The sequence below is a fragment of the Dyella sp. SG609 genome, from assembly GCF_012275375.1.
Lineage (GTDB): Bacteria > Pseudomonadota > Gammaproteobacteria > Xanthomonadales > Rhodanobacteraceae > Dyella_D > Dyella_D marensis.
In genome coordinates, this window is the sequence record NZ_JAAZQJ010000014.1 from 24,791 (window position 1) to 42,741 (window position 17,951).

Annotated in this window: 19 protein-coding genes; 5 read left to right on the forward strand and 14 right to left on the reverse strand. The window is 68.6% G+C overall.

The features are described from left to right. Positions 1-2 precede the first annotated feature (2 nt). From argH to FHW85_RS19750, 10 genes are all read right to left on the reverse strand, one after another. Positions 3-1,298: an argininosuccinate lyase gene (gene argH / locus FHW85_RS19705; protein ID WP_167258120.1), complete on the reverse strand. Its 1,296-nt coding sequence runs from the start codon at positions 1,296-1,298 to the stop codon at positions 3-5. Between the two features lie 23 nt (positions 1,299-1,321). Further along, positions 1,322-2,281, reverse strand: a complete 960-nt coding sequence (argC, locus tag FHW85_RS19710) for an N-acetyl-gamma-glutamyl-phosphate reductase (protein ID WP_167258118.1) — start codon at positions 2,279-2,281, stop codon at positions 1,322-1,324. A 19-nt stretch (positions 2,282-2,300) separates the two neighbouring features. Then, on the reverse strand, positions 2,301-3,566 hold the full coding sequence (locus FHW85_RS19715; RefSeq protein ID WP_243868229.1) for an acetylglutamate kinase: 1,266 nt from the start codon (positions 3,564-3,566) through the stop codon (positions 2,301-2,303). A gap of 37 nt (positions 3,567-3,603) precedes the next feature. Then, a complete protein-coding gene (locus FHW85_RS19720; protein WP_167258114.1) occupies positions 3,604-4,704 on the reverse strand; it encodes an acetylornithine deacetylase in 1,101 nt (366 codons plus the stop codon). A gap of 33 nt (positions 4,705-4,737) precedes the next feature. Further along, complete coding sequence (locus tag FHW85_RS19725; RefSeq protein WP_168649408.1) at positions 4,738-5,175, reverse strand: GNAT family N-acetyltransferase; 438 nt, start codon at positions 5,173-5,175, stop codon at positions 4,738-4,740. Between the two features lie 3 nt (positions 5,176-5,178). Then, positions 5,179-6,375 (reverse strand): argininosuccinate synthase, encoded by a 1,197-nt coding sequence (locus tag FHW85_RS19730; protein ID WP_168649409.1) that lies wholly within the window; start codon positions 6,373-6,375, stop codon positions 5,179-5,181. 32 nt (positions 6,376-6,407) lie between these two features. Continuing rightward, positions 6,408-6,875, reverse strand: a complete 468-nt coding sequence (locus FHW85_RS19735; protein WP_168649410.1) for an OsmC family protein — start codon at positions 6,873-6,875, stop codon at positions 6,408-6,410. Further along, entirely contained in the window at positions 6,865-7,491 is a 627-nt protein-coding gene (locus FHW85_RS19740; RefSeq protein WP_168649411.1) for an FMN-binding negative transcriptional regulator, read from the reverse strand. The genes FHW85_RS19735 and FHW85_RS19740 overlap by 11 nt, the downstream gene beginning before the upstream one ends. Position 7,492: 1 nt before the next feature. Further along, a complete protein-coding gene (locus FHW85_RS19745; protein ID WP_167258104.1) occupies positions 7,493-8,500 on the reverse strand; it encodes an N-acetylornithine carbamoyltransferase in 1,008 nt (335 codons plus the stop codon). Positions 8,501-8,925: 425 nt separating this feature from the next. Beyond that, positions 8,926-9,456, reverse strand: a complete 531-nt coding sequence (locus FHW85_RS19750) for a glycine zipper 2TM domain-containing protein (RefSeq protein WP_167258102.1) — start codon at positions 9,454-9,456, stop codon at positions 8,926-8,928. A 169-nt stretch (positions 9,457-9,625) separates the two neighbouring features. Here FHW85_RS19750 and cysS point away from each other — a divergent pair, with 169 nt between their 5' ends. Further along, positions 9,626-11,008 carry a cysteine--tRNA ligase gene (cysS, locus tag FHW85_RS19755; RefSeq protein WP_168649412.1) on the forward strand — a complete coding sequence of 461 codons (1,383 nt, stop codon included), beginning with the start codon at positions 9,626-9,628 and terminating at the stop codon, positions 11,006-11,008. Between the two features lie 73 nt (positions 11,009-11,081). Continuing rightward, positions 11,082-11,507, forward strand: coding sequence for a SufE family protein (locus tag FHW85_RS19760; protein WP_167258098.1), 426 nt, complete (start codon positions 11,082-11,084; stop codon positions 11,505-11,507). A gap of 93 nt (positions 11,508-11,600) precedes the next feature. Here FHW85_RS19760 and dksA read toward each other — a convergent pair whose 3' ends face one another. After that, entirely contained in the window at positions 11,601-12,773 is a 1,173-nt protein-coding gene (gene dksA, locus FHW85_RS22440; RefSeq protein WP_168649413.1) for an RNA polymerase-binding protein DksA, read from the reverse strand. Positions 12,774-12,883: 110 nt separating this feature from the next. On the opposite strand from dksA, the gene yidD reads away from it, so the two are divergent. The 3 genes from yidD to FHW85_RS19780 are packed head-to-tail and all read left to right on the forward strand — an operon-like array spanning position 12,884 to position 15,304. Beyond that, a complete protein-coding gene (yidD, locus tag FHW85_RS19770; protein ID WP_167258164.1) occupies positions 12,884-13,168 on the forward strand; it encodes a membrane protein insertion efficiency factor YidD in 285 nt (94 codons plus the stop codon). After that, positions 13,158-14,495: a dihydroorotase gene (locus tag FHW85_RS19775; RefSeq protein ID WP_168649414.1), complete on the forward strand. Its 1,338-nt coding sequence runs from the start codon at positions 13,158-13,160 to the stop codon at positions 14,493-14,495. The genes yidD and FHW85_RS19775 overlap by 11 nt, the downstream gene beginning before the upstream one ends. A 17-nt stretch (positions 14,496-14,512) precedes the next feature. Next, positions 14,513-15,304, forward strand: coding sequence for a M23 family metallopeptidase (locus FHW85_RS19780; protein ID WP_246866828.1), 792 nt, complete (start codon positions 14,513-14,515; stop codon positions 15,302-15,304). Positions 15,305-15,352: 48 nt separating this feature from the next. Here FHW85_RS19780 and folE2 read toward each other — a convergent pair whose 3' ends face one another. From folE2 to gph, 3 genes are all read right to left on the reverse strand, one after another. After that, positions 15,353-16,306: a GTP cyclohydrolase FolE2 gene (gene folE2 / locus FHW85_RS19785; protein WP_168649416.1), complete on the reverse strand. Its 954-nt coding sequence runs from the start codon at positions 16,304-16,306 to the stop codon at positions 15,353-15,355. Between the two features lie 110 nt (positions 16,307-16,416). Then, positions 16,417-17,268, reverse strand: coding sequence for a squalene/phytoene synthase family protein (locus FHW85_RS19790; protein ID WP_167258088.1), 852 nt, complete (start codon positions 17,266-17,268; stop codon positions 16,417-16,419). Beyond that, on the reverse strand, positions 17,265-17,945 hold the full coding sequence (gene gph / locus FHW85_RS19795) for a phosphoglycolate phosphatase (protein ID WP_168649417.1): 681 nt from the start codon (positions 17,943-17,945) through the stop codon (positions 17,265-17,267). Before gph ends, FHW85_RS19790 begins: the two co-directional genes overlap by 4 nt. Positions 17,946-17,951: the final 6 nt, after the last annotated feature.

Genomic DNA, 17,951 nt, shown 5'->3' on the forward strand with positions numbered 1-17,951 from the left:
CCTCAAGTGTGGAGCGCGGCGAGCCGCGCCTTCAGTTCGTCCAGCCGCAGGTCGTGGCCCGCGCCGGGCGACACGCGCGCGGCCAGGCTGCCCTCGGGCGTGCGCCCCTCGCCCGCCGAGGCCGCGGCATCGGCCGCGGCGCGGTAGGCATCGCGGAACGGCACGCCGGCGGCGGCCTGCTCGATCGCCACGTCGGTGGCGTACATGGCCGGCTCGATCGCCGCGCGCATGGCGGGCTCGTTCCAGGCCATCCGCGCCAGCAGGTCCGGCACCAGTTCCAGCGCGGCCAGGCCGTGGCGGCAGCCATGGAACAGCGAGCCCTTGGAGAACTGCAGGTCGCGCTGGTAGCCGGAAGGCAGCGACAGCAGCTGCTCGATCTCCGTACGCGCGGCGGCCACGCTGGCGTAGCTGGCGCGCAGCAGTTCCACCACGTCGGGGTTGCGCTTGTTCGGCATGATCGAGCTGCCGGTGGTGTATTCGGACGGCAGCTGCACGAAGCCGAATTCCGCGGTGGTGAACAGCGAGAGATCCCAGGCCAGCCGGCGCACGTCCAGCACCGCGGCGGCGATCGCTTCCAGCACCGCCATCTCGAACTTGCCGCGCGAGAGCTGCGCGTAGATCGGCGAAATCTGCATGCGCGCGAAGCCGAGCGCCTGCGTGGTGTGCTCGCGGTCCAGCTGCAGGTTCACCCCGTAGCCGGCGGCGGTGCCGAGCGGGTTGCAGTCGATCAGCTCGGCGGTCTGGCGGGCGCGCAGCGTGTTGTCGATGAAGGCTTCGGCGAAACCGGCGAACCACATCGCGGTGGACGAAACCACGGCGCGCTGGATATGCGTATAGCCCGGCAGCGGCAGCGCCGGCTGCGCGGCGCGCTCCAGGCACACTTCGGCGATGGCGTGGCAATACCGCTCCAGCGCCGCCAGCTGCTCCTTCAGCCACAGCCGCGTGGCGACCAGGATCTGGTCGTTGCGGCTGCGCCCGGTGTGCACGCGGCGGCCGGCATCGCCGAGGCGCTCGGTCAGGCGCGCTTCGATGGCGGAGTGGCCGTCCTCGTAGCGCTCGTCGAGCACGAAGCTGCCGGCGCGGAAATCCCCGGCCAGCGCATCCAGCTCGCGCTTCAGCGCGGCGGCCTCGTCGGCGCTGACCACGCCGATGTTGGCCAGGCCTTCCACGTGCGCCTTGCTGGCGGTGATGTCATGCAGGAAGAACTCGCGGTCCAGCACCACGTCGTCGCCGGCCAGGAAACGCATGATGCGCGCGTCGATCTGGATGCCGGATTTCTGCCACAGGGGTTGGGTCATGGGAATTCCTGGGAAACGTGGGATCAGCCTTCGAGCGGGATGGACGTGTACTCGTCCACGCCGATCGCGCGATTGATGTTCTGGATGGCCTGGGTGGCGGCGCCCTTCAGCAGGTTGTCGAGGGTGGCGACCACCACCACGCGCTTGCCGTCCACCGACACGGCGAAGCCGCCGACGTCCGCATGGTGCTTGTGCGCGATCCGGCTGACCCACGGCGCCTCGTCCACCACCTTCACCAGCTTCTCGCCTTCGTAGGCGTGGCGGAAACGCTGCAGGATCTCCTCGCGCTTCATCGGCCGCACCAGGTACAGATTGGTGGTGACGGTGAGGCCGCGGAAATGCGGCGCCACGTGCGGCATGAATTCCACCGGCAGGCCGAGATGGCGGCTGGCTTCCTGCTCGTGCGTGTGGCCGGTGAGCGAATACGGCATCAGGTTGTCGCGCAGCTTCTCGGGGTCGTTCTTGTCCGAGGGCGTGGTGCCCGCGCCGGAATAGCCGGACACGCCGAAGCTCACCGGCGGCGCCGCCAGCACGTCCTTCAGCGGCGCGATGGACAGCTGGATCGCGGTGGCGTAGCAGCCGGGATTGCTGATGCGCTTCTCGCCGCGCCACTTGCTGCGAGTGAGTTCCGGCAGGCCGTAGTACCAGCGCTCGTTGAAGCGGTAGTCGGCGGAGAGATCGAGGATCAGCGTGTCGGGCCTGGCCGCGTCGATCGCTTCCACATACGGCGCCGCCTTGCCGTTGGGCAGGGCCAGCACCACCACGTCGGCGCCCTGGGCGGCGACGGCGGCGGGATCGAGGCTGGCGTAGCGCAGCTCGCCGGCGTAGCCGTCGACCTGGTCGGCCACGCGCTGGCCGTCGAGCTCGCGCGAAGAAACGAAGCTCAGTTCCAGCGCCGGATGCGCGGCGATCAGGCGGATCAGCTCCGCGCCGGTATGGCCGCGCGCGCCGACGATGCCGATGGTTTTCTTGTCAGTGCTCATGAGCTTTCCGTCCAGCGAATCAATCAACCAGGGTGGCGGGACGCACGGCGCAATGCGCCACGCAGCGCTCGATCTCGGCGAAGTCCTTCAGGCCGTACCAGAACACCTTCCAGCGCTCCTGCTTGAAGCAGCCGTCGGACTCGGCGTAGTAGAAGATATTGACCTGGTTGCCATGGCGCGAGCGCCAGAACAGCTGCGGGTTCTCCTCGCGCATCACTTGCCACACGGCGCGGCCAAGGCCTTCGCCCTGCGCGTCGTCCAGCACGGCGAACTTGTCGAGATAGGCCAGGCCTTCTTCCCGGGTGAGGATCATCGCCGCGCGGTAGTTCTCGCTCACATAGATGCGGTACGGCGTGGTGCGCGTGAAGTAGTCCGCCACCACCTTGCGGCCGAAGCTGGATTCGATCAGCTCGCGCATGCGCTCCAGGTCGATGCCTTCCCACGACTCGTAGCGCAGCACTTTCTCGCCGCGGCGCACCAGGGTGCCGGAGCCCTTGTGGGTGAACAGCTCCTTGGCCAGTTCCGCCGGCTGGGTGATCGACACCGACGAGGTCAGCGGCAGGCTGGAAAGCAGGTCGGCGATCTGCTCGATCTTCACGCGCATGCCGCCGTTGATCCACGGCTGCGCCATCAGGTGCTCGTACTCGGTACTGAGGTTGATCGAGTCGATGATGCGGCCCTTGTCGTCCAGCAGGCCGCCGGTGCCGGTCAGGAACACGATCTTGTACGGCTGCAGCACGCGCACCAGCTCGTTGGCGGCGAAGTCGGCATTGATGTTGAGGATCTGCCCTTCCTCGGTTTCGCCCAGGCTGGCGATCACCGGGATGGAACCGGCGCGCAGGCTGGCTTCGATCGGGGCCAGGTTGATGCTGCTGACCTTGCCGACCAGGCCGTAGACGTCGCGGTCCAGGTATTCGGAGGTGAACACGCCGGACGGCACCGAGGTGGCGCGCGTGTCCATGCCCTGCAGCGCCTCGACCAGGCGCAGGTTCTGCTCCTGGAACACCTTGCGCACGATGGCCAGCGCCTTGGGCGAGGTCACGCGCAGGCCGTTGACGGTCTGCTTCTGGATGCCGGCGGCGGACAGCTCCTCGTCCAGCTGGGGGCCGGCGCCGTGCAGCACGATGGGCGTAAGGCCCACCTGCTGCAGGAAGGTGAGCGAGGAAGTGAGCGCCGGCAGGTCGTCGCGCAGCACCGCGCCGCCGACTTTCACCACGGCGAAGCGCTTGGCGTCCAGCTGCGAAAAACGCTTGAGGTACTGCTGGATTTCCTTGGCGCTGCCCATGCTCGACAGCAGCCGGACAATGGTCTTGCGGGTGTGCTTATGCGCTTCCACGGTCAACGATCCGATAGATGGTTTGTGCGTAATGGTCGAGCTGGTCCAGCGCCACCCATTCGTCGGCGGCGTGCGCCTGGGCGATGTCGCCGGGGCCGTAGACGAAGGAGATGTAGCCGGCGGCGGAGAACAGCGCCGCCTCGGTCCAGAAGTTCACGGCGTTGCCGACCGGGATGCCCAGTTCGTCGGCGAGGTCGCGCGCGGCGAGGCGGCGCGTTTCGGCGGTGGCGGTGTCGCCGGCCGGCAGCGAATCGCCGCGGAAGGTTTCACCGAATTCCACCGGCTGCGGCTCGACCAGGGTGCGGAAGGTTTCCAGCATCTTGTCCGCGTCCATCGACGGCAGCGGGCGGAAGCCGAAACGCACGTCGGCGGTGGGCGCGATCACGTTGGCCTTGATGCCGCCCTCGACCTTGCCGATGTTGAAGCGCAGGCCGGTGAGTCCGCCGAAGCGCTCGTGCGCCTGTTTCTCCACGTATTCCAGCGCCGCGCCGCCCCAGCGGATCGCCTGGTGCAGCGCGCTGTCGGACGGCTTCTGCTCGCCCGAGGCGTGGCCGGCCTTGCCGCTGAAGCGCATCTGCACCGAGTGGATGCCGCGGTGCGCCAGCACCGCCTCGCCCTTGGTCGGCTCGGCCACGATCACCGCTTCGTACACGGGGTGGTCCTTGAGGAAACCGGCGATGCAGCGCGCGTCGTTCGCTTCCTCGTCGGTGGACAGCAGCAGCGCCATGTCGCCCTGCGTGGCGTTGGCCACCGCCACCAGCGCGGCGGCCGCGCCCTTGATGTCGCAGGCGCCCAGGCCGATGGCGCGGTCGCCTTCCACGCGCAGCACGTGCGGATCGGCGCTCCAGTGCGGGGAGTCCGGCACGGTGTCCAGGTGCACGTTGAACAGGTATTTCGGCTTGCCGCGCACGGCATAGAGGTTCACCGCGCCGGCGCCGAAATCGGTGACGGTCACTTCGAAACCGGCGAGCTGTTCGCGCAGGTAATCGAAGATGCCGCCGGTGCCGATCTCGCGCGGCGGATTGCGCGTGTCGTAGCTGACCAGGGCCCGGAGATGCCGGAGGGTGTCGTCGAGTAGGTGGCTCATGAAATCCGTCTTGTGTCTGTTATTCCGGGGTGGTCATCGTCGGGCGGCTTGGTAGATGCCCGGTCGGTAGATTTCCATCAGGGTGTCCGGCTTGTGCGGCGGCGTGAAGCCATAGCGGGCGTAGAGCTGGTGCGCGTCGAAGGTGGCGAGGGTGAAGCGGCGCAGCCCCTGCAGCTCGGGGTGCGCGATCACCGCTTCCACCAGCTGCTTGCTGTAGCCCTGCCCGCGATGCGCGGGCAGAACGAACACGTCGACCAGGTTGGCGAAGGTGGCGTAGTCGGAAATGACCCGCGCGAACGCCACCTGCCTGCCGCCGAGATAGCCGCCGAAGCACAGCGAATGCTCGATGGACTTGCGCACCGTATCGAACGAAATGCCCTGCGCCCAGCTGGAGCCGGTGGCAAGGAAATCGTGGATCAGAGCAAGGTCCAACTCGCTTTTATCCGTACCGATGCGCAAGGTTTCGCTCATGGCTCAGGCCTTGCGGTTCACTTCGGCCCACAGCGTGCTGCTCATGCCGAACAGCTTGATGAAGCCCTCGGCCTCGGCCACGCCCCAGTCCGCCGACTGCGCATAGGTGGCGCCCTTGGCGTTGAGGATATGCGGCGAGCGCACTTCCACCGCGGTGACCTGGGCGCCGCAGGTTTCCAGCACCACTTCGCCGTTGACCTGCTGCTGGCTGGAGGCGAGGAAGGCTTCCAGGTCGGCCTTCACCGGATCGTGGAAGAAGCCTTCGTAAACCACCTCCACCCACTTGCGCGCGACCTCCGGCTTGAAGCGGTTCTGCTGCTTGGTCAGCACGGCTTCTTCCAGCGCGCGGTGGGCGGCCAGCAGCGAGATCAGGCCCGGCGCCTCGTACACGATGCGGCCCTTCAGGCCGATGGTGGTGTCGCCGGTGTACATGCCGCGGCCCACGCCGTAGGGGGCGAACAGCTCGTTGAGCTTGGCCAGGATCTTCGCGCCCGCCAGCTTCTCGCCGTTGAGCGAAACCGCCTCGCCGTGTTCGAAGCCGAGCGTGACGCTGAGCTTTTCAGACGGCCATTCGGCGCGCGGCTTGCACCAGCCGCGGGCGCCTTCGCCCGGCGCCTTCCACGAGTCGATCTCGCCGCCGGACAGGGTGACGCCGAGCAGGTTCTCGTTGATGGTGTAGCTCTTCTGCTTGGCGCGCACGGGGAAGCCACGCTCCTCCAGATAAGCCTGCTCGTAGGCGCGGGTCTGGGTGTGTTCCTTCTGGATCTCGCGGATCGGCGCCACGATCTCGTAGTCGCCCAGCGCCTTCACGGCGAGGTCGAAACGCACCTGGTCGTTGCCCATGCCGGTGCAGCCGTGCGCGATGGCGCGCGTGCCCAGTTCCGCGCAGCGCTGGATCGCCGCATCGACGATCAGATAGCGGTCGGACACCAGCAGCGGGTACTGGCCCTGGTAGCCCTCGCCCGCCCACACGAACGGCTTGACGAAGCCGTTCCAGATCGCCGGGCCGCCGTCGACGGTGACATGGCTGGCCACGCCCAGCTCCTTGGCGCGGGCCTCGATATAGGCGCGCTCCTCGGCGTCCACGCCGCCGGTGTCGGCGAACACGGTGTGCACGTTCCAGCCGCGCTCCTTCAGGTAGGGCACGCAGAAGCTGGTGTCGAGGCCGCCGGAGAAGGCGAGGACGATGTCTTTGCTCATGGCTTTCGATGATCCTGGATGAAGAAGAACGTTCAGGCGGAAACGACGATGCGCGGGGCGCAGCGCACGGGGAAATTCATGGAGTTGGCGATAAAGCAGGCGTGATGCGCGTCGTCATGCAGCGCTTCCGCCTTCGCGGCATCGCCGGCCGCGATGGTGACTTCCGGATGCAGCACCACTTCGCTGAAGCGGCCGCCGTTCGCATCGACCACCAGCTTGCCTTCGGCGCGGTCGACGTAATGCGTGACCACGATGCCGGCGTCCGCGGCCAGATGCAGGTACCACAGCATGTGGCAGGCACAGAGCGAGGCGACCAGCAGGTCTTCCGGGTTGTGCTTGCTGGCGTCGCCGCGGAAAGCGGCATCGGAAGAACCGGCGATGACCGGACGGCCGTCGACGCGGATCTCGTGCTCGCGGCCATAGCCTTGATACGTGCGCGTGCCGTCGCCGCGGTTGCCGGTCCACACGACTTCGACCGGGTAGTGGTGTTCATGCGCCATCGGCGGGCTCCTTGCTGGCGAGCATCAAGGCGGCGAGGTCGCCGTCGTGGCGATGCGCGCGTGCGCGCAGCCCGTCGACGACGCCGCCTCGGTTGCGCTCGGGGTGGTTCTGGCTGAGCTTGAACTTGCCTTCGATGCGTTCGATGGCGATGTCCAGGCCGCTGATCGCGCCGAGCATTTTTTCGACGTGGTCGGCCGGTGCGTCGTCGACGCGCCACGGCTTGGCCTGCCCTGCTTCGTGGCGGTCGGTGAGGCGCTGGAGCAGCGCGCGCAGCCAGGCCTGGTCTTCGACCACGCGCAGGCGGCCGTGCACGTGCACCACCGCGTAGTTCCAGGTGGGCACTTCGCGGCCGGTCTCGTGCTTGCTCGGGTACCAGTTGGGGCTGACGTAGGCGTCGGGTCCCTGGAAGATCGCCAGCACCTGCGCGCCATCCGCTTTCGCCAGTTCGTTGCCGCGCGCCACGTGGCCGTGCAGCCGGCCGTCGACCAGCTCCAGCGGCAGGTGGTTGGCGGCCAGGCCCGCGGCGCCGGTGACCACCGTGGCGAACGGGTAGTCGCGCAGCAACGCCTGCAGGGCGTGCTCGCGCGTCTCCTGGAACGAACGCGGCAGATACATGTCAGCGCTGGCCGAGCAAGGTCGCCATCACCGCCTTCTGCACGTGCAGGCGGTTTTCGGCTTCGTCGATGGCGATGCAGTACGGCGCGTCCATCACGGCATCCGTCGCCTTGACGTTGCGGCGCAGCGGCAGGCAGTGGCTGAACAGGCCGTGGTTGGTCAGCGCCATCTTCCGCTCGTCGACGATGAAGTGCTTGTGCGCGTCGCGGATCGGCTTTTCCTGCTCCCAGCGGCCGAAGAACGGCAGCGCGCCCCAGCTCTTGGCGTAGACCACGTCGGCACCGCGGTAGGCCTCGTCGATGTCGTGGCTGATGCGCAGCGATCCGCCATTGGCCTGGGCGTTGGCGTAGCCGGCCTGCATGTAGCGCTCGTCCAGCACGTAGTCCGGCGTGGGGCACAGCAGGGTCACGTCCATGCCCATCTTGGTGGCGATCAGCAGCGCGGAGTTGGCCACCGCGGTGTTGAGCGGCTTGGGGTGGTAGGTCCAGGTCAGCACGTACTTCTTGTTCTGCAGGCTGCCCAGGTGTTCCTGCATGGCCAGCGCGTGGGCGAGTTCCTGGCAGGGGTGGGTGATCGTTTCCATATTGATAACCGGCACCGTCGCGTACTGCGCGAAGGCCTTGATCACGCGGTCCTCGCGGTCCACCGACCAGTCCTGGAACTTCGGGAAAGCGCGCACGGCGATCAGGTCGACGTAGCGGCTGAGCACGCGCGCGACTTCGGCGATGTGCTCTTCGGTGTCGCCGTCCATCACGGTGCCGACGTCGAATTCGATCGGCCACGCATCCTTGCCGGGCGCCAGCACGATGGCATGGCCGCCGAGATGGAAGGCGCCCAGCTCGAAGCTGGTGCGGGTGCGCATGGAGGGATTGAAGAACAGCAGGGCCACCGACTTGCCGGCGAGCTGCTGGCCGCGCGGCGAGCGCTTGAACGCCGCGGCCTGTTCGAGCAGGGCGTCGATCTCGGCGCGGCTGTAATCCTGGGTGGTGAGGAAGTGGCGAAGCGTCATGTGATGTCTCTGCTAGTTCATCCGGTATTCGTAACGATGGTTCGGCAACGGCCGGAACCACGGTGAGCAACTCCCGGCCGAGCCGGTTTTCCCCTGCGTACCCCAAAACCGAAACACAAAAAAACCCGGCGCGATGGCCGGGTTCCTTTGTCGTCTATACGCATGAAACGCGTGCGACAGCCTACCCGGCCGAATGTCGGACCAGCGGTCGGCGCGCACGCGACGTCATGCCAGCAGCCATGCGGGCGCTGGTGAGGACGGTGGCGGTATAGACGGCTGAGGACATGGGTGGCTCGGGTAGAAGAATCGGCATGATGACGGGAATTTCGCTGCTCCGCAACAGGGAATCCGTCCTAAAAGGCCGGCGCCCAAAAGAAACCGCCGCCCGAAGGCGGCGGTGGACTCCCCTGCGACAGGTCCGGCGCTCAGTCCGCCGGGGCCACGCTGACGCGGACGCGCAGGCGCTCGCCCGGGTCGTAATTCAGCCGCGACACATAGACCTCGCCGCGGTAGCGGTATTCCACGTCATAACCCATGATGCGGCGCTGCTCGCTCACGGCCGAGACCTGGCGGCAGTGGGTTTCGGTGGACTCGTACTCGCCGCCGCCGCTGCGCGACACGCCGTTGCCCACGGCGCCGCCGACCACCGCGCCGGCCACGGTGGCGGCCCGGCGGCCGTCGCCCTTGCCCACGGTATTGCCCAGCACGCCGCCGACCACGGCGCCCAGGATGGTGCCCGCGGCGCTGCCCGAACCCGGGTCGCGGCGGACCACCTGCTGGTCGTAGCACTCCTGGCGCGGGACTTCGGTGCGGGCGACGCCGTAGACGGGGTCCACGCGCAGCACGTCGGCCCAGCCGTAGTGGGTGTTGTCGTCATTGGGGTAACGCGCGTCCTGCGCACCGACGCTGGCGGCTGCGAGACTCAGCACCAGTGCGGGAATGAACAGCTTGATCATCGCGGTCCTCCGACGGGACTATCACGGCGCTCCGTTGCGCTTATGTGAATTGCAGCAAAACATCTCTGAATCGCGGCTTAGAATAAACAGCTGCCAGCGGACCCGCTTACAGCTTGTTAAGATGCCCGGCTGGCCCGCGCGCCGCGCGGCCCTCACCGGACCGGAACCGATGCCGATCACGCTCTACAACAGCCTCACCCGCCGCCCCGAGCCGTTCGCCCCGCGCGATCCGCAGCGAGTGACCATGTATGTGTGCGGCCCCACGGTCTACAACTACGTGCATATCGGCAATGCGCGCGGCCCGGTGGTGTTCGACGTGCTGGCCAACCTGCTGCGGCGGCATTACCCGCGGCTGGTCTACGCCCGCAACATCACCGACGTGGACGACAAGATCAACGCCGCCGCCAAGGAAGCCGGCTGCCCGATCGGCGATATCACCGGGCGCTACACCGAGGCCTACCGCGAGGACATGGCCGCGCTGGGCGTCGCCCCGCCGGACATCGAGCCCAAGGCCACCGCGCATATCGAGCAGATCATCGCCATGATCGAAAGCCTGATCGCCGGCGGCCACGCCTACGCGGCCGAGGGCCACGTGCTGTTCGAGGTGGGCACCTATCCTGCCTATGGCGAGCTGTCGGGCCGCGATACCGAGGAACTGATCGCCGGCGCCCGCGTCGAGGTCGCTCCGTATAAGAAGAACCCCGGCGATTTCGTCCTGTGGAAACCCTCCACCCCGGACCTGCCCGGCTGGGACAGCCCCTGGGGCGTCGGACGCCCGGGCTGGCATATCGAATGCTCGGCCATGTGCGAGGCGCACCTGGGCGACACCATCGACATCCACGCCGGCGGCGTCGACCTGCAGTTCCCGCACCACGAGAACGAGATCGCCCAGTCCACCTGCGCGCATGGCGGCAAGGTGTTCGCGCGCTGGTGGCTGCACAACGGCATGCTCACCTTCGACGGCCGCAAGATGTCCAAGTCGCTGGGCAACGTGCTGAAGGTGCACGAGCTGGTGCAGCAGCATCCGCCGGAGGCGCTGCGCCTGGTACTGCTGCGTGGCCACTACCGCCAGCCGCTGGACTGGTCCGACGACGCCGTCGCCCAGTCGGTGAGCACGCTCGACGGCTGGTACCGCGTGCTGCGCGACCTGGCCGACGTCGCCCTGCCCGAAGGCGCGCTGCCGATACCGGCGGCGGTCGAAGCGGCGCTGTGCGACGACCTCAACACCCCGCAGGCGCTGGCTGAGCTGTCGCAGCTGGCCGACGCCGCGCGCCAGGCCGACGCGGCCGGACGCCAGGCCGCCAAGGCCGCCCTGCTCGGCGGCGGCGCCCTGCTCGGCCTGCTGCGGCAGGATCCGGAAACCTGGTTCAAGCACGGCGGCTCCACCGACGTGGACGCGGCCCAGGTCGAATCCCTGCTGGAAGCACGCCGTGCCGCACGCGCGGCACGCGACTTCAAGCGTGCCGACGCGATCCGCGAGGAGCTGACCGCCATGGGCGTGGTGATCGAAGACGGCGCGCAAGGCACGCGCTGGAGCGTCGCCAAAGGCTGATGCATGCGCGAACAGGGGGCCGCACGGTCGCCTGTTCGCCGTGGTTTCGTCCGAAACGCGCGATAATGCGCCGATGAACACCACCGTATCGAGCGCCGCGCAGGCGCAGCAGGACATCGTCGACGAGTTCGCCTTCTTCGGCGACTGGACCGAGCGCTATCAGTACCTGATCGACCTGGGCAAGCAGCTGCCGCCCTTCCCCGAGGATCTGAAGACCGAGGCCTACCGCGTGCACGGCTGCCAGTCGATGGTGTGGCTGGTGCCCGAGGGCGACGCCGCGCGCATGCATTTCCAGGCGGCCAGCGACTCGGCCATCGTGTCCGGCCTGATCGCCCTGGTGCTGCGCGTGTATTCGGACCGCTCCGCACGGGAAATCGTCGACACCGAGCCGCGCTTCATCGACGCCATCGGCCTGGCCAAGCATCTCTCGCCCACCCGCTCCAACGGCCTGGCCGCGATGCTGGCCAAGCTGAAGTCCTACGCCGCCGCGGCGCTCTGAGCGGCTTGTTCCCTTAGACGTGTTCCCTTAGAGCGGACACGCAAAAAGCCCCGCCGGAGGCGGGGCTTGGCGATCCGTCATGACGGACGGATCTTAGTCGCCCATCTGCTTCTGCAGATGCTCGCGACGCTCCTGCGCATCAAGCGAGAGCGTGGCGATGGGGCGCGCTTCGAGGCGCTCCACGCCGATCTCTTCGTCGGTTTCTTCGCAGTAGCCGTAGCGGCCTTCCTCGATCCGGCGCAGGGCCTTGTCGATCTTGGAAATGAGCTTGCGGTAGCGATCGCGGGTGCGCAGCTCCAGCGAGTTCTCCGTTTCGCGGGTGGCGCGCTCGGCTTCGTCGCCGACGTCGCGCACCTCGTCGCGGAGGTTCTCCATGGTCTGGCGCGACTCTTCCACCAGCTGCTCGCGCCATTCGCGGAGCTTGTTGCGGAAGTAGGCGAGCTGCCGCGGGTTCATGTACTCCTCGTCGTCCAGGGGCTTGTAGCCCTTGGGCAGGTCGATGGAGGTCGTGGAAGGCAGGGCGTAGCGCCCGTCTTCCTTGGTGATGCCATTGTCGAGTACGGCTGTGGAACTATTCATCGAGGACTGCGGGGTCTTCTGCTTTTTGGAGGGGGTATGGCGCGCGGTAGCGGTGGCTACTTTGGGGGGCGCCACGGCGATGGCGCTCGCCACCTTGCCCGGAGGGGGCGCGGCGACGGGCTTCGGTGTTTCCTTGGCGGCGGCCGGAGCCGGCGCGGCGACTTTCTTTTCCACCACGGCCGGCTTCGCAGCTGGCTTGGGCGCCACCAGCGCCTTGGCGGGTGCGGGCTTCACGACGGCCTGCTTGGCGGCGGCCTGCTTGGCGGCGGCCTGCTTGGCGGCGGCCTGCTTGGCGGCGGGCTGCTTGGCGACGGGCTTAGGCGGCGGCGCCTTCTTGGCGGCGACCGGCTTGGCGGGCGGCGCGGCCTTCTTGGGCGCCGGCTTGGCGGCTTGCTTCACGGGAGCGGATTTCACAGGGGCCTTTTTCGCGGCCGGCTTGGGAGCCGGTTTCTTGGCCGGGGCCGGCTTCTTGGCGGCCACGGTCTTTACGGGTGCCTTCTTGGCCGCGGGCTGCTTGGTCGGCGCCGCCTTCTTGGCGGGCGCGACCTTGGCGGCGGGTTTCTTGGCCGTCGTCTTGACCGCCTTGGCGGCGACTTTCGACTTGCTGGGCTTGACCTCTTTGGCCTTGGCCGCAGGCTTTCCCTTCTGCGTCTTGGCAGCTGTCGAACTACGCGTCGTTTTCGCCATTTCCCTTCACCATTTTGGCCTTGGCGGCCGGGTGTTATAGCCCATGTGACCTACCCCGGCAACCATGCATCTGGAATACTTCACGCCCGCTCTGCCAACTTCACCGCGCGCTGTTTCGGCAGCGTAAAACCGTCGTGACACGACTCTTACTTCTACTGCTGAGCCTGTACAAGCGCCTGTTGAGCCCCCTGCTCGGTCCGCGCTGCCGGTTCCATCCGAGCTGCTCGGATTATGCACGGATCGCCGTGGCGCGCTTCGGCCCCCTGCGCGGCAGCCTGCTGGCCGGCTGGCGCCTGTTGCGCTGCCAGCCGCTGTGCGACGGTGGCATGGATCCGGTGCCCGAGCAATTCACTTTCCGCCGTTGCCGCAACCACGAGGAACCTCATGTCCACTGACTGGCTGATCAAGAACGCCGAACTGGTCAACGAAGGCCGCCGCTTCCATGCCGACCTGCGCGTGAAGCAAGGCCGCATCGAAACCATCGCCGGCGACCTCGACGCGCGCCCCGGCGAGCAGGTGGTGGACGCCGCCGGCCTGTGGCTGCTGCCCGGCATGATCGACGACCAAGTGCACTTCCGCGAACCCGGCCTCACCCACAAGGCCGACATCGCCCACGAATCGGCCGCCTGCGCCGCCGGCGGCATCACCAGCTACATGGAGATGCCCAACACCAAGCCGCCCGCGCTGGACCGCGACACGCTGGAAGCCAAGTACGCCCGCGCCGCCGAAGTCTCCGCGGTGAACTACGCCTTCTACATGGGCGCCAGCAACGACAACCTCGAGGCGATCCGCTCGCTCGACCCTCTCGCCGCCCCGGGCGTCAAGGTGTTCATGGGCGCCTCCACCGGCAACATGCTGGTGGACAACCCCGAGGTGCTCGACGGCATCTTCCGCGAGGCGCCCACGCCGATCATCACGCACTGCGAAGACACCCCGATGATCGATGCGCTGCACGCCAAGGCGCGCGAGAAGTACGGCGACGACATCCCGGCCTGGGAACACCCGCTGATCCGCTCGCGCGAGGCCTGCATCAAGTCCACCCGCCTGGCCATCTCGCTGGCGCAGAAGCACGGCAGCCGCCTGCACGTGCTGCATATCTCCACCGCCGACGAACTCGCGCTGTTCCAGCCCGGCCCGCTCAAGGGCAAGCGGATCACCGCGGAAACCTGCGTGCACTTTTTGCACTTCGACGACCGCGACTACGAGCGCCTGGGTTTCCTGATCAAGTGCAACCCGGCGATCAAGACCGCCGCCGACCGCGAGGCGATCACCCGCGCCCTGGCCGAGGGCCGCCTCGACGTGCTCGCCACCGACCACGCCCCGCACCTGCTGGAAGAAAAGGCGCAGCTGTACGACAAGGCGCCGTCCGGCCTGCCGCTGGTGCAGTTCGCGCTGCAGGCGGCGCTGCAGCGGGTGTTCGAGGGCAAGCTGTCGCTGGAGCGCGTGGCCGAGGCGGTGACGCATGCGCCGGCCACGCTGTTCGACGTGAAGGAGCGCGGCTACCTGCGCGAAGGCTATGCGGCCGACCTGGTGCTGGTCGACCCGAACAAGCCGCATACGGTGCGCCGCGAGGAAGTGCTGTCCAAGTGCGGCTGGTCGCCGTTCGAGGGCTACACCTTCAACAGCTCGATCGCTGCCACCTTCGTCAACGGCCAGCGCGTGTGGGACGGCCGCAGCGTCGATCCCTCGGTGCGCGGCCAGCGCCTGGCTTTCGCCCGATGAGGCGATGGTGCCTGGCCATGCTCGCGCTGATGTGCGCGAGCGCGGCCCAGGCGGCGGGCGGTGCACTGCCCGCCAGCGTTTCGCAGGGCGGGCTGATCGTCGGCAAGTTGCCCGGACTGGCCCACGCCAGCGTTGGCGGCAAGCCGGTGCGCGTCGGTGCGGACGGCATCCTGGTGTTCGGCGCCGGGCGCGATGACCAGGGCCCGTTGCTGGTCAACCTGGCCTATCGCGACGGCCGCCGCGAAACCGTGCGCATCGCGGTGACGCCGCGCGACTGGCCGACGGAACGCGTGAACGGCGTGCCGCCGAAGACGGTCAACCCGCCGCCGGACCTGGCCGCGCGCATCCGGCGCGAGCAGGCCGAGGTGGCCGCCGCGCGCAACCGCGACGACGACCGCGAGGATTTCCTCGCCGGCTTCGCCTGGCCGGTGCACGGCCGCATCAGCGGCCGCTTCGGCAGCCAGCGCATCTACAACGGCGATCCGAAGGCGCCGCATCCGGGCATGGACATCGCGGTGCCGCAGGGCACGCCGGTGCAGGCGCCGGCGGACGGCATCGTCACCTTCGCCAAGCCCGGCCTGTATCTCACCGGCGGCACCGTGCTGCTGGACCACGGCTACGGGCTCAGCTCGAGCTTCCTGCACCTGTCGCGGCTGGACGTGAAGGCGGGACAGCGCGTGCACCGGGGCGAGGTGCTCGGTGCGGCCGGCATGACCGGGCGCGCGACCGGCCCGCATGTGCACTGGGGCGTCAACTGGTTCGGCGTGCGGCTGGATCCGCTGCTGTTGCCGGGTATCGCCAAGCCATGAAAAAAGGCGCCGACCGGCGCCTTTTTTCATCCTTCTCCGAACACTGGCTCAGCCGCGCGGCGCGCTGCCGAAACCACCGGCCACACCCTTGCTCGCATAGGCCACGGCGTCGTGCGGATGCAGGCTTTCCTGGTGCTCCACGCGGATGTGGAAATCGCTCAAGGCCGCGTCGGCGTCCAGCGCCTTCTGGATGCGGCGCGCCGCGTCCTCGCAGAACATCAGGTTGCCGCCGTTGGCCAGCGCGAAGGCCTGTTCGTCCTCGCGCTTAACCGCGGTCTGCACCGGCGTGCCCAGCGCCTGCTCGGCGCGGTCGATCAGCTGGATCAGGTCGAAGCTGCTGCCTTCGGCGATGCGCACGCGCAGCCGCGCCACGCTGCGCTGCGCATGCGGCGTGGCGACGATGCCGCGCTCCGAACCGAGCCAGGCCAGCACGGTGGCATGGTCGAGCGGTGCGGTGGCTTCGAAGTCCCTGGCGAACTGGTCCTGGATCAGCTGCCGCGACAGCGCGGCCGAGGCCGGGCAGGTGGACGAATAGACCACCTCGGTGCCGTACTCCAGCAGGAACTCCTCGCCCACCATGCTCGCTTCGATGCACACCGGATACGCGCGCCAGCCGCTGTTGCCGCTGCGCAGTGCCGGGCGGCGCACCAGTTGCTCGAAGCGGATGCTGAGGCAGGCGCGGTCGGATAGATCCTTGTGCGATTCCAGGAAGGCCCGCAGCAGTTCGCGCAGCGACTGGGCCGTCACCGCCTGCGTGCTCAGCGCATGCTCCACCAGCAGATACAGCCGCGACATATGGATGCCGCGCTGGTCCGGCCGATGCAGGTTGACGAAGGCGCCGACCCGCGCGCTGGCGCGCTGCGGCTCGCCGTCGCCGGCGTCGAAGCGCACCGGCACCTCGATGCCGTCCATGCCGACCCAGTCCAGCGCGCCGGCCAGGTGCGGCTGCGCGTGATGGGCGACGTCGGGAAGCAGGCGTGCGGTTTGTTCGTGGGTGTACATGGGAAACCCTTCAGACGGGCATCGTAGCCGCGTGCCCTGACCTGCCTATCTTGGGACAGTGCACGCCCGCGGCAATAGCGCGGGCTCGGAAATGCCGCGCCGGCCGGCGCTCAGCCGGCCGCACGCTGCCATTGGCGCGCCGCGCGCCAGGCCTGCCAGGCCGTGCCGAAGCCGCTGCGCGACAGGCCGCTGCGCAGCACGGCCAGCGGGTCGGTGGCCTTGGCGGCGCGGCGGGCCAGCACGCGGCCGGTATCCGATTCCAGCGCGCGGAATACGCTCAGCGGTCCCGGCAGGCGCCCGGCATCGCGCCAGGCGGTGGCGAGGTCGCCGAGCTGGGCGCGGATCGCCTGCTCGCGCGCGGGGTTGTCCTTGCGCAGGTCGCCGCGGCTGAGGCCGAAGCGCGCCATGCGCGCCATCGGCAGCGACAGGCGGTCGCGGTCGGCGTCTTCCTCCACCCGCAGCAGGGCGAACAGCAGGTGCGACAGCGTGGCGACCCGCGCGGCCTGTTCGGCGGACGCGGATTCGCCATACCACCAGGCCGTCTCCAGCGCGGCCAGCGCGCCATGCAATTGGCCGCTGGCGGCCAGCTGCGCATCGAAGTCGGCGGCGGTGCCCTCTTCCAGCTGCGCCATGCCGGCCAGCACCGGCGCCAGCCAGCGCTCGGCCGGCATGCGGCGCGCGCGTTCGTCGTCGAACAGCACCTGGGTCAGCGGATGGCGGCCGCCGCTGGCGGCGGCACCGGCGAGTTCCTCGGCCCACCAGTTGAGCTTGACCGCGGCCACCTGCGGCTCGCGGATGCCGTAGGCGGCGGACAGCAGTTCCTGTTCCAGCGCGGCCAGCGCGATATGCCCGGGATAGCGCGCGCCATCCACGAAGGCCAGCGCGATGCGCTGGCGCGGCTGTACCGCCAGCCACTTGTCGACGTAGCTCTGCAGCGGGCCGCTGGATTCGGCAGCGGTCATGCCGCGACGGCGCCGCGCTGGAGCAGCACGGTGAGCTCGGACGGCGCATCCAGCACCAGGTCGGCGTTCCAGGCGTGCGGATCGCCGCCGTCCAGATAACCCCAGGCCGCGGCCACGGTGCAGCAACCGGCGGCAGCGCCGGCCAGCACGTCGCGGCGGTCGTCGCCGACGAACAGGCAGCGCACCGGGTCCAGCCCCGCGCGCTCGCAGGCCAGCAGCACCGGCGCGGGGTCCGGCTTCTTCACCGGCAAGGTGTCCCCCGACACCACCGCGCAGGCACGCCCGGCCCAGCCCATCTGCCGCACAATCTCGTCGGTGAGGAAGCCGGGCTTGTTGGTGACGATGCCCCAGCGCAGGCCCTGCGCCTCGATCAGGGCGAGCAGGGGTTCCACACCGTCGAAAGCGCGCGTCTGGCGCGACATGACGTCCTGGTAGAGCTCCAGGTAGCGCGGCACCAGCGCCAGCACGCCGGCCTGGTCGAGCGCGGGAAAGCCGACGCCGATCAGCGCGCGCGAACCGCGCGACACCACTTCGCGCACCGGCTCGTAGGCCGGCACCGGAGCGCCCTGCTCCGCGCACAGCGCCACCAGGGCGTCGTACAGGTCGGGGGCGCTGTCGAGCAGGGTGCCGTCGAGGTCGAACAGCACGCCTTGAAGGTCTTGCGGGAGTGGTTTCATCAGGAG

Excerpts from the sequence above, each read along its gene's own strand:
- gph (WP_168649417.1), bottom strand. The coding sequence starts at position 17,945 with ATGAAACCACTCCCGCAAGACCTTCAAGGCGTGCTGTTCGACCTCGAC.
- cysS (WP_168649412.1), top strand. The coding sequence starts at position 9,626 with ATGCCGATCACGCTCTACAACAGCCTCACCCGCCGCCCCGAGCCGTTC.
- FHW85_RS19720 (WP_167258114.1), bottom strand. The coding sequence starts at position 4,704 with ATGAGCCACCTACTCGACGACACCCTCCGGCATCTCCGGGCCCTGGTC.
- argH (WP_167258120.1), bottom strand. The coding sequence starts at position 1,298 with ATGACCCAACCCCTGTGGCAGAAATCCGGCATCCAGATCGACGCGCGC.
- dksA (WP_168649413.1), bottom strand. The coding sequence starts at position 12,773 with ATGGCGAAAACGACGCGTAGTTCGACAGCTGCCAAGACGCAGAAGGGA.
- FHW85_RS19790 (WP_167258088.1), bottom strand. The coding sequence starts at position 17,268 with ATGACCGCTGCCGAATCCAGCGGCCCGCTGCAGAGCTACGTCGACAAG.
- FHW85_RS19780 (WP_246866828.1), top strand. The coding sequence starts at position 14,513 with ATGCTCGCGCTGATGTGCGCGAGCGCGGCCCAGGCGGCGGGCGGTGCA.
- FHW85_RS19735 (WP_168649410.1), bottom strand. The coding sequence starts at position 6,875 with ATGGCGCATGAACACCACTACCCGGTCGAAGTCGTGTGGACCGGCAAC.
- argC (WP_167258118.1), bottom strand. The coding sequence starts at position 2,281 with ATGAGCACTGACAAGAAAACCATCGGCATCGTCGGCGCGCGCGGCCAT.
- FHW85_RS19750 (WP_167258102.1), bottom strand. The coding sequence starts at position 9,456 with ATGATCAAGCTGTTCATTCCCGCACTGGTGCTGAGTCTCGCAGCCGCC.
- FHW85_RS19745 (WP_167258104.1), bottom strand. The coding sequence starts at position 8,500 with ATGACGCTTCGCCACTTCCTCACCACCCAGGATTACAGCCGCGCCGAG.
- FHW85_RS19740 (WP_168649411.1), bottom strand. The coding sequence starts at position 7,491 with ATGTATCTGCCGCGTTCGTTCCAGGAGACGCGCGAGCACGCCCTGCAG.
- FHW85_RS19725 (WP_168649408.1), bottom strand. The coding sequence starts at position 5,175 with ATGAGCGAAACCTTGCGCATCGGTACGGATAAAAGCGAGTTGGACCTT.
- FHW85_RS19775 (WP_168649414.1), top strand. The coding sequence starts at position 13,158 with ATGTCCACTGACTGGCTGATCAAGAACGCCGAACTGGTCAACGAAGGC.
- FHW85_RS19730 (WP_168649409.1), bottom strand. The coding sequence starts at position 6,375 with ATGAGCAAAGACATCGTCCTCGCCTTCTCCGGCGGCCTCGACACCAGC.
- FHW85_RS19715 (WP_243868229.1), bottom strand. The coding sequence starts at position 3,566 with ATGGGCAGCGCCAAGGAAATCCAGCAGTACCTCAAGCGTTTTTCGCAG.
- FHW85_RS19760 (WP_167258098.1), top strand. The coding sequence starts at position 11,082 with ATGAACACCACCGTATCGAGCGCCGCGCAGGCGCAGCAGGACATCGTC.
- folE2 (WP_168649416.1), bottom strand. The coding sequence starts at position 16,306 with ATGTACACCCACGAACAAACCGCACGCCTGCTTCCCGACGTCGCCCAT.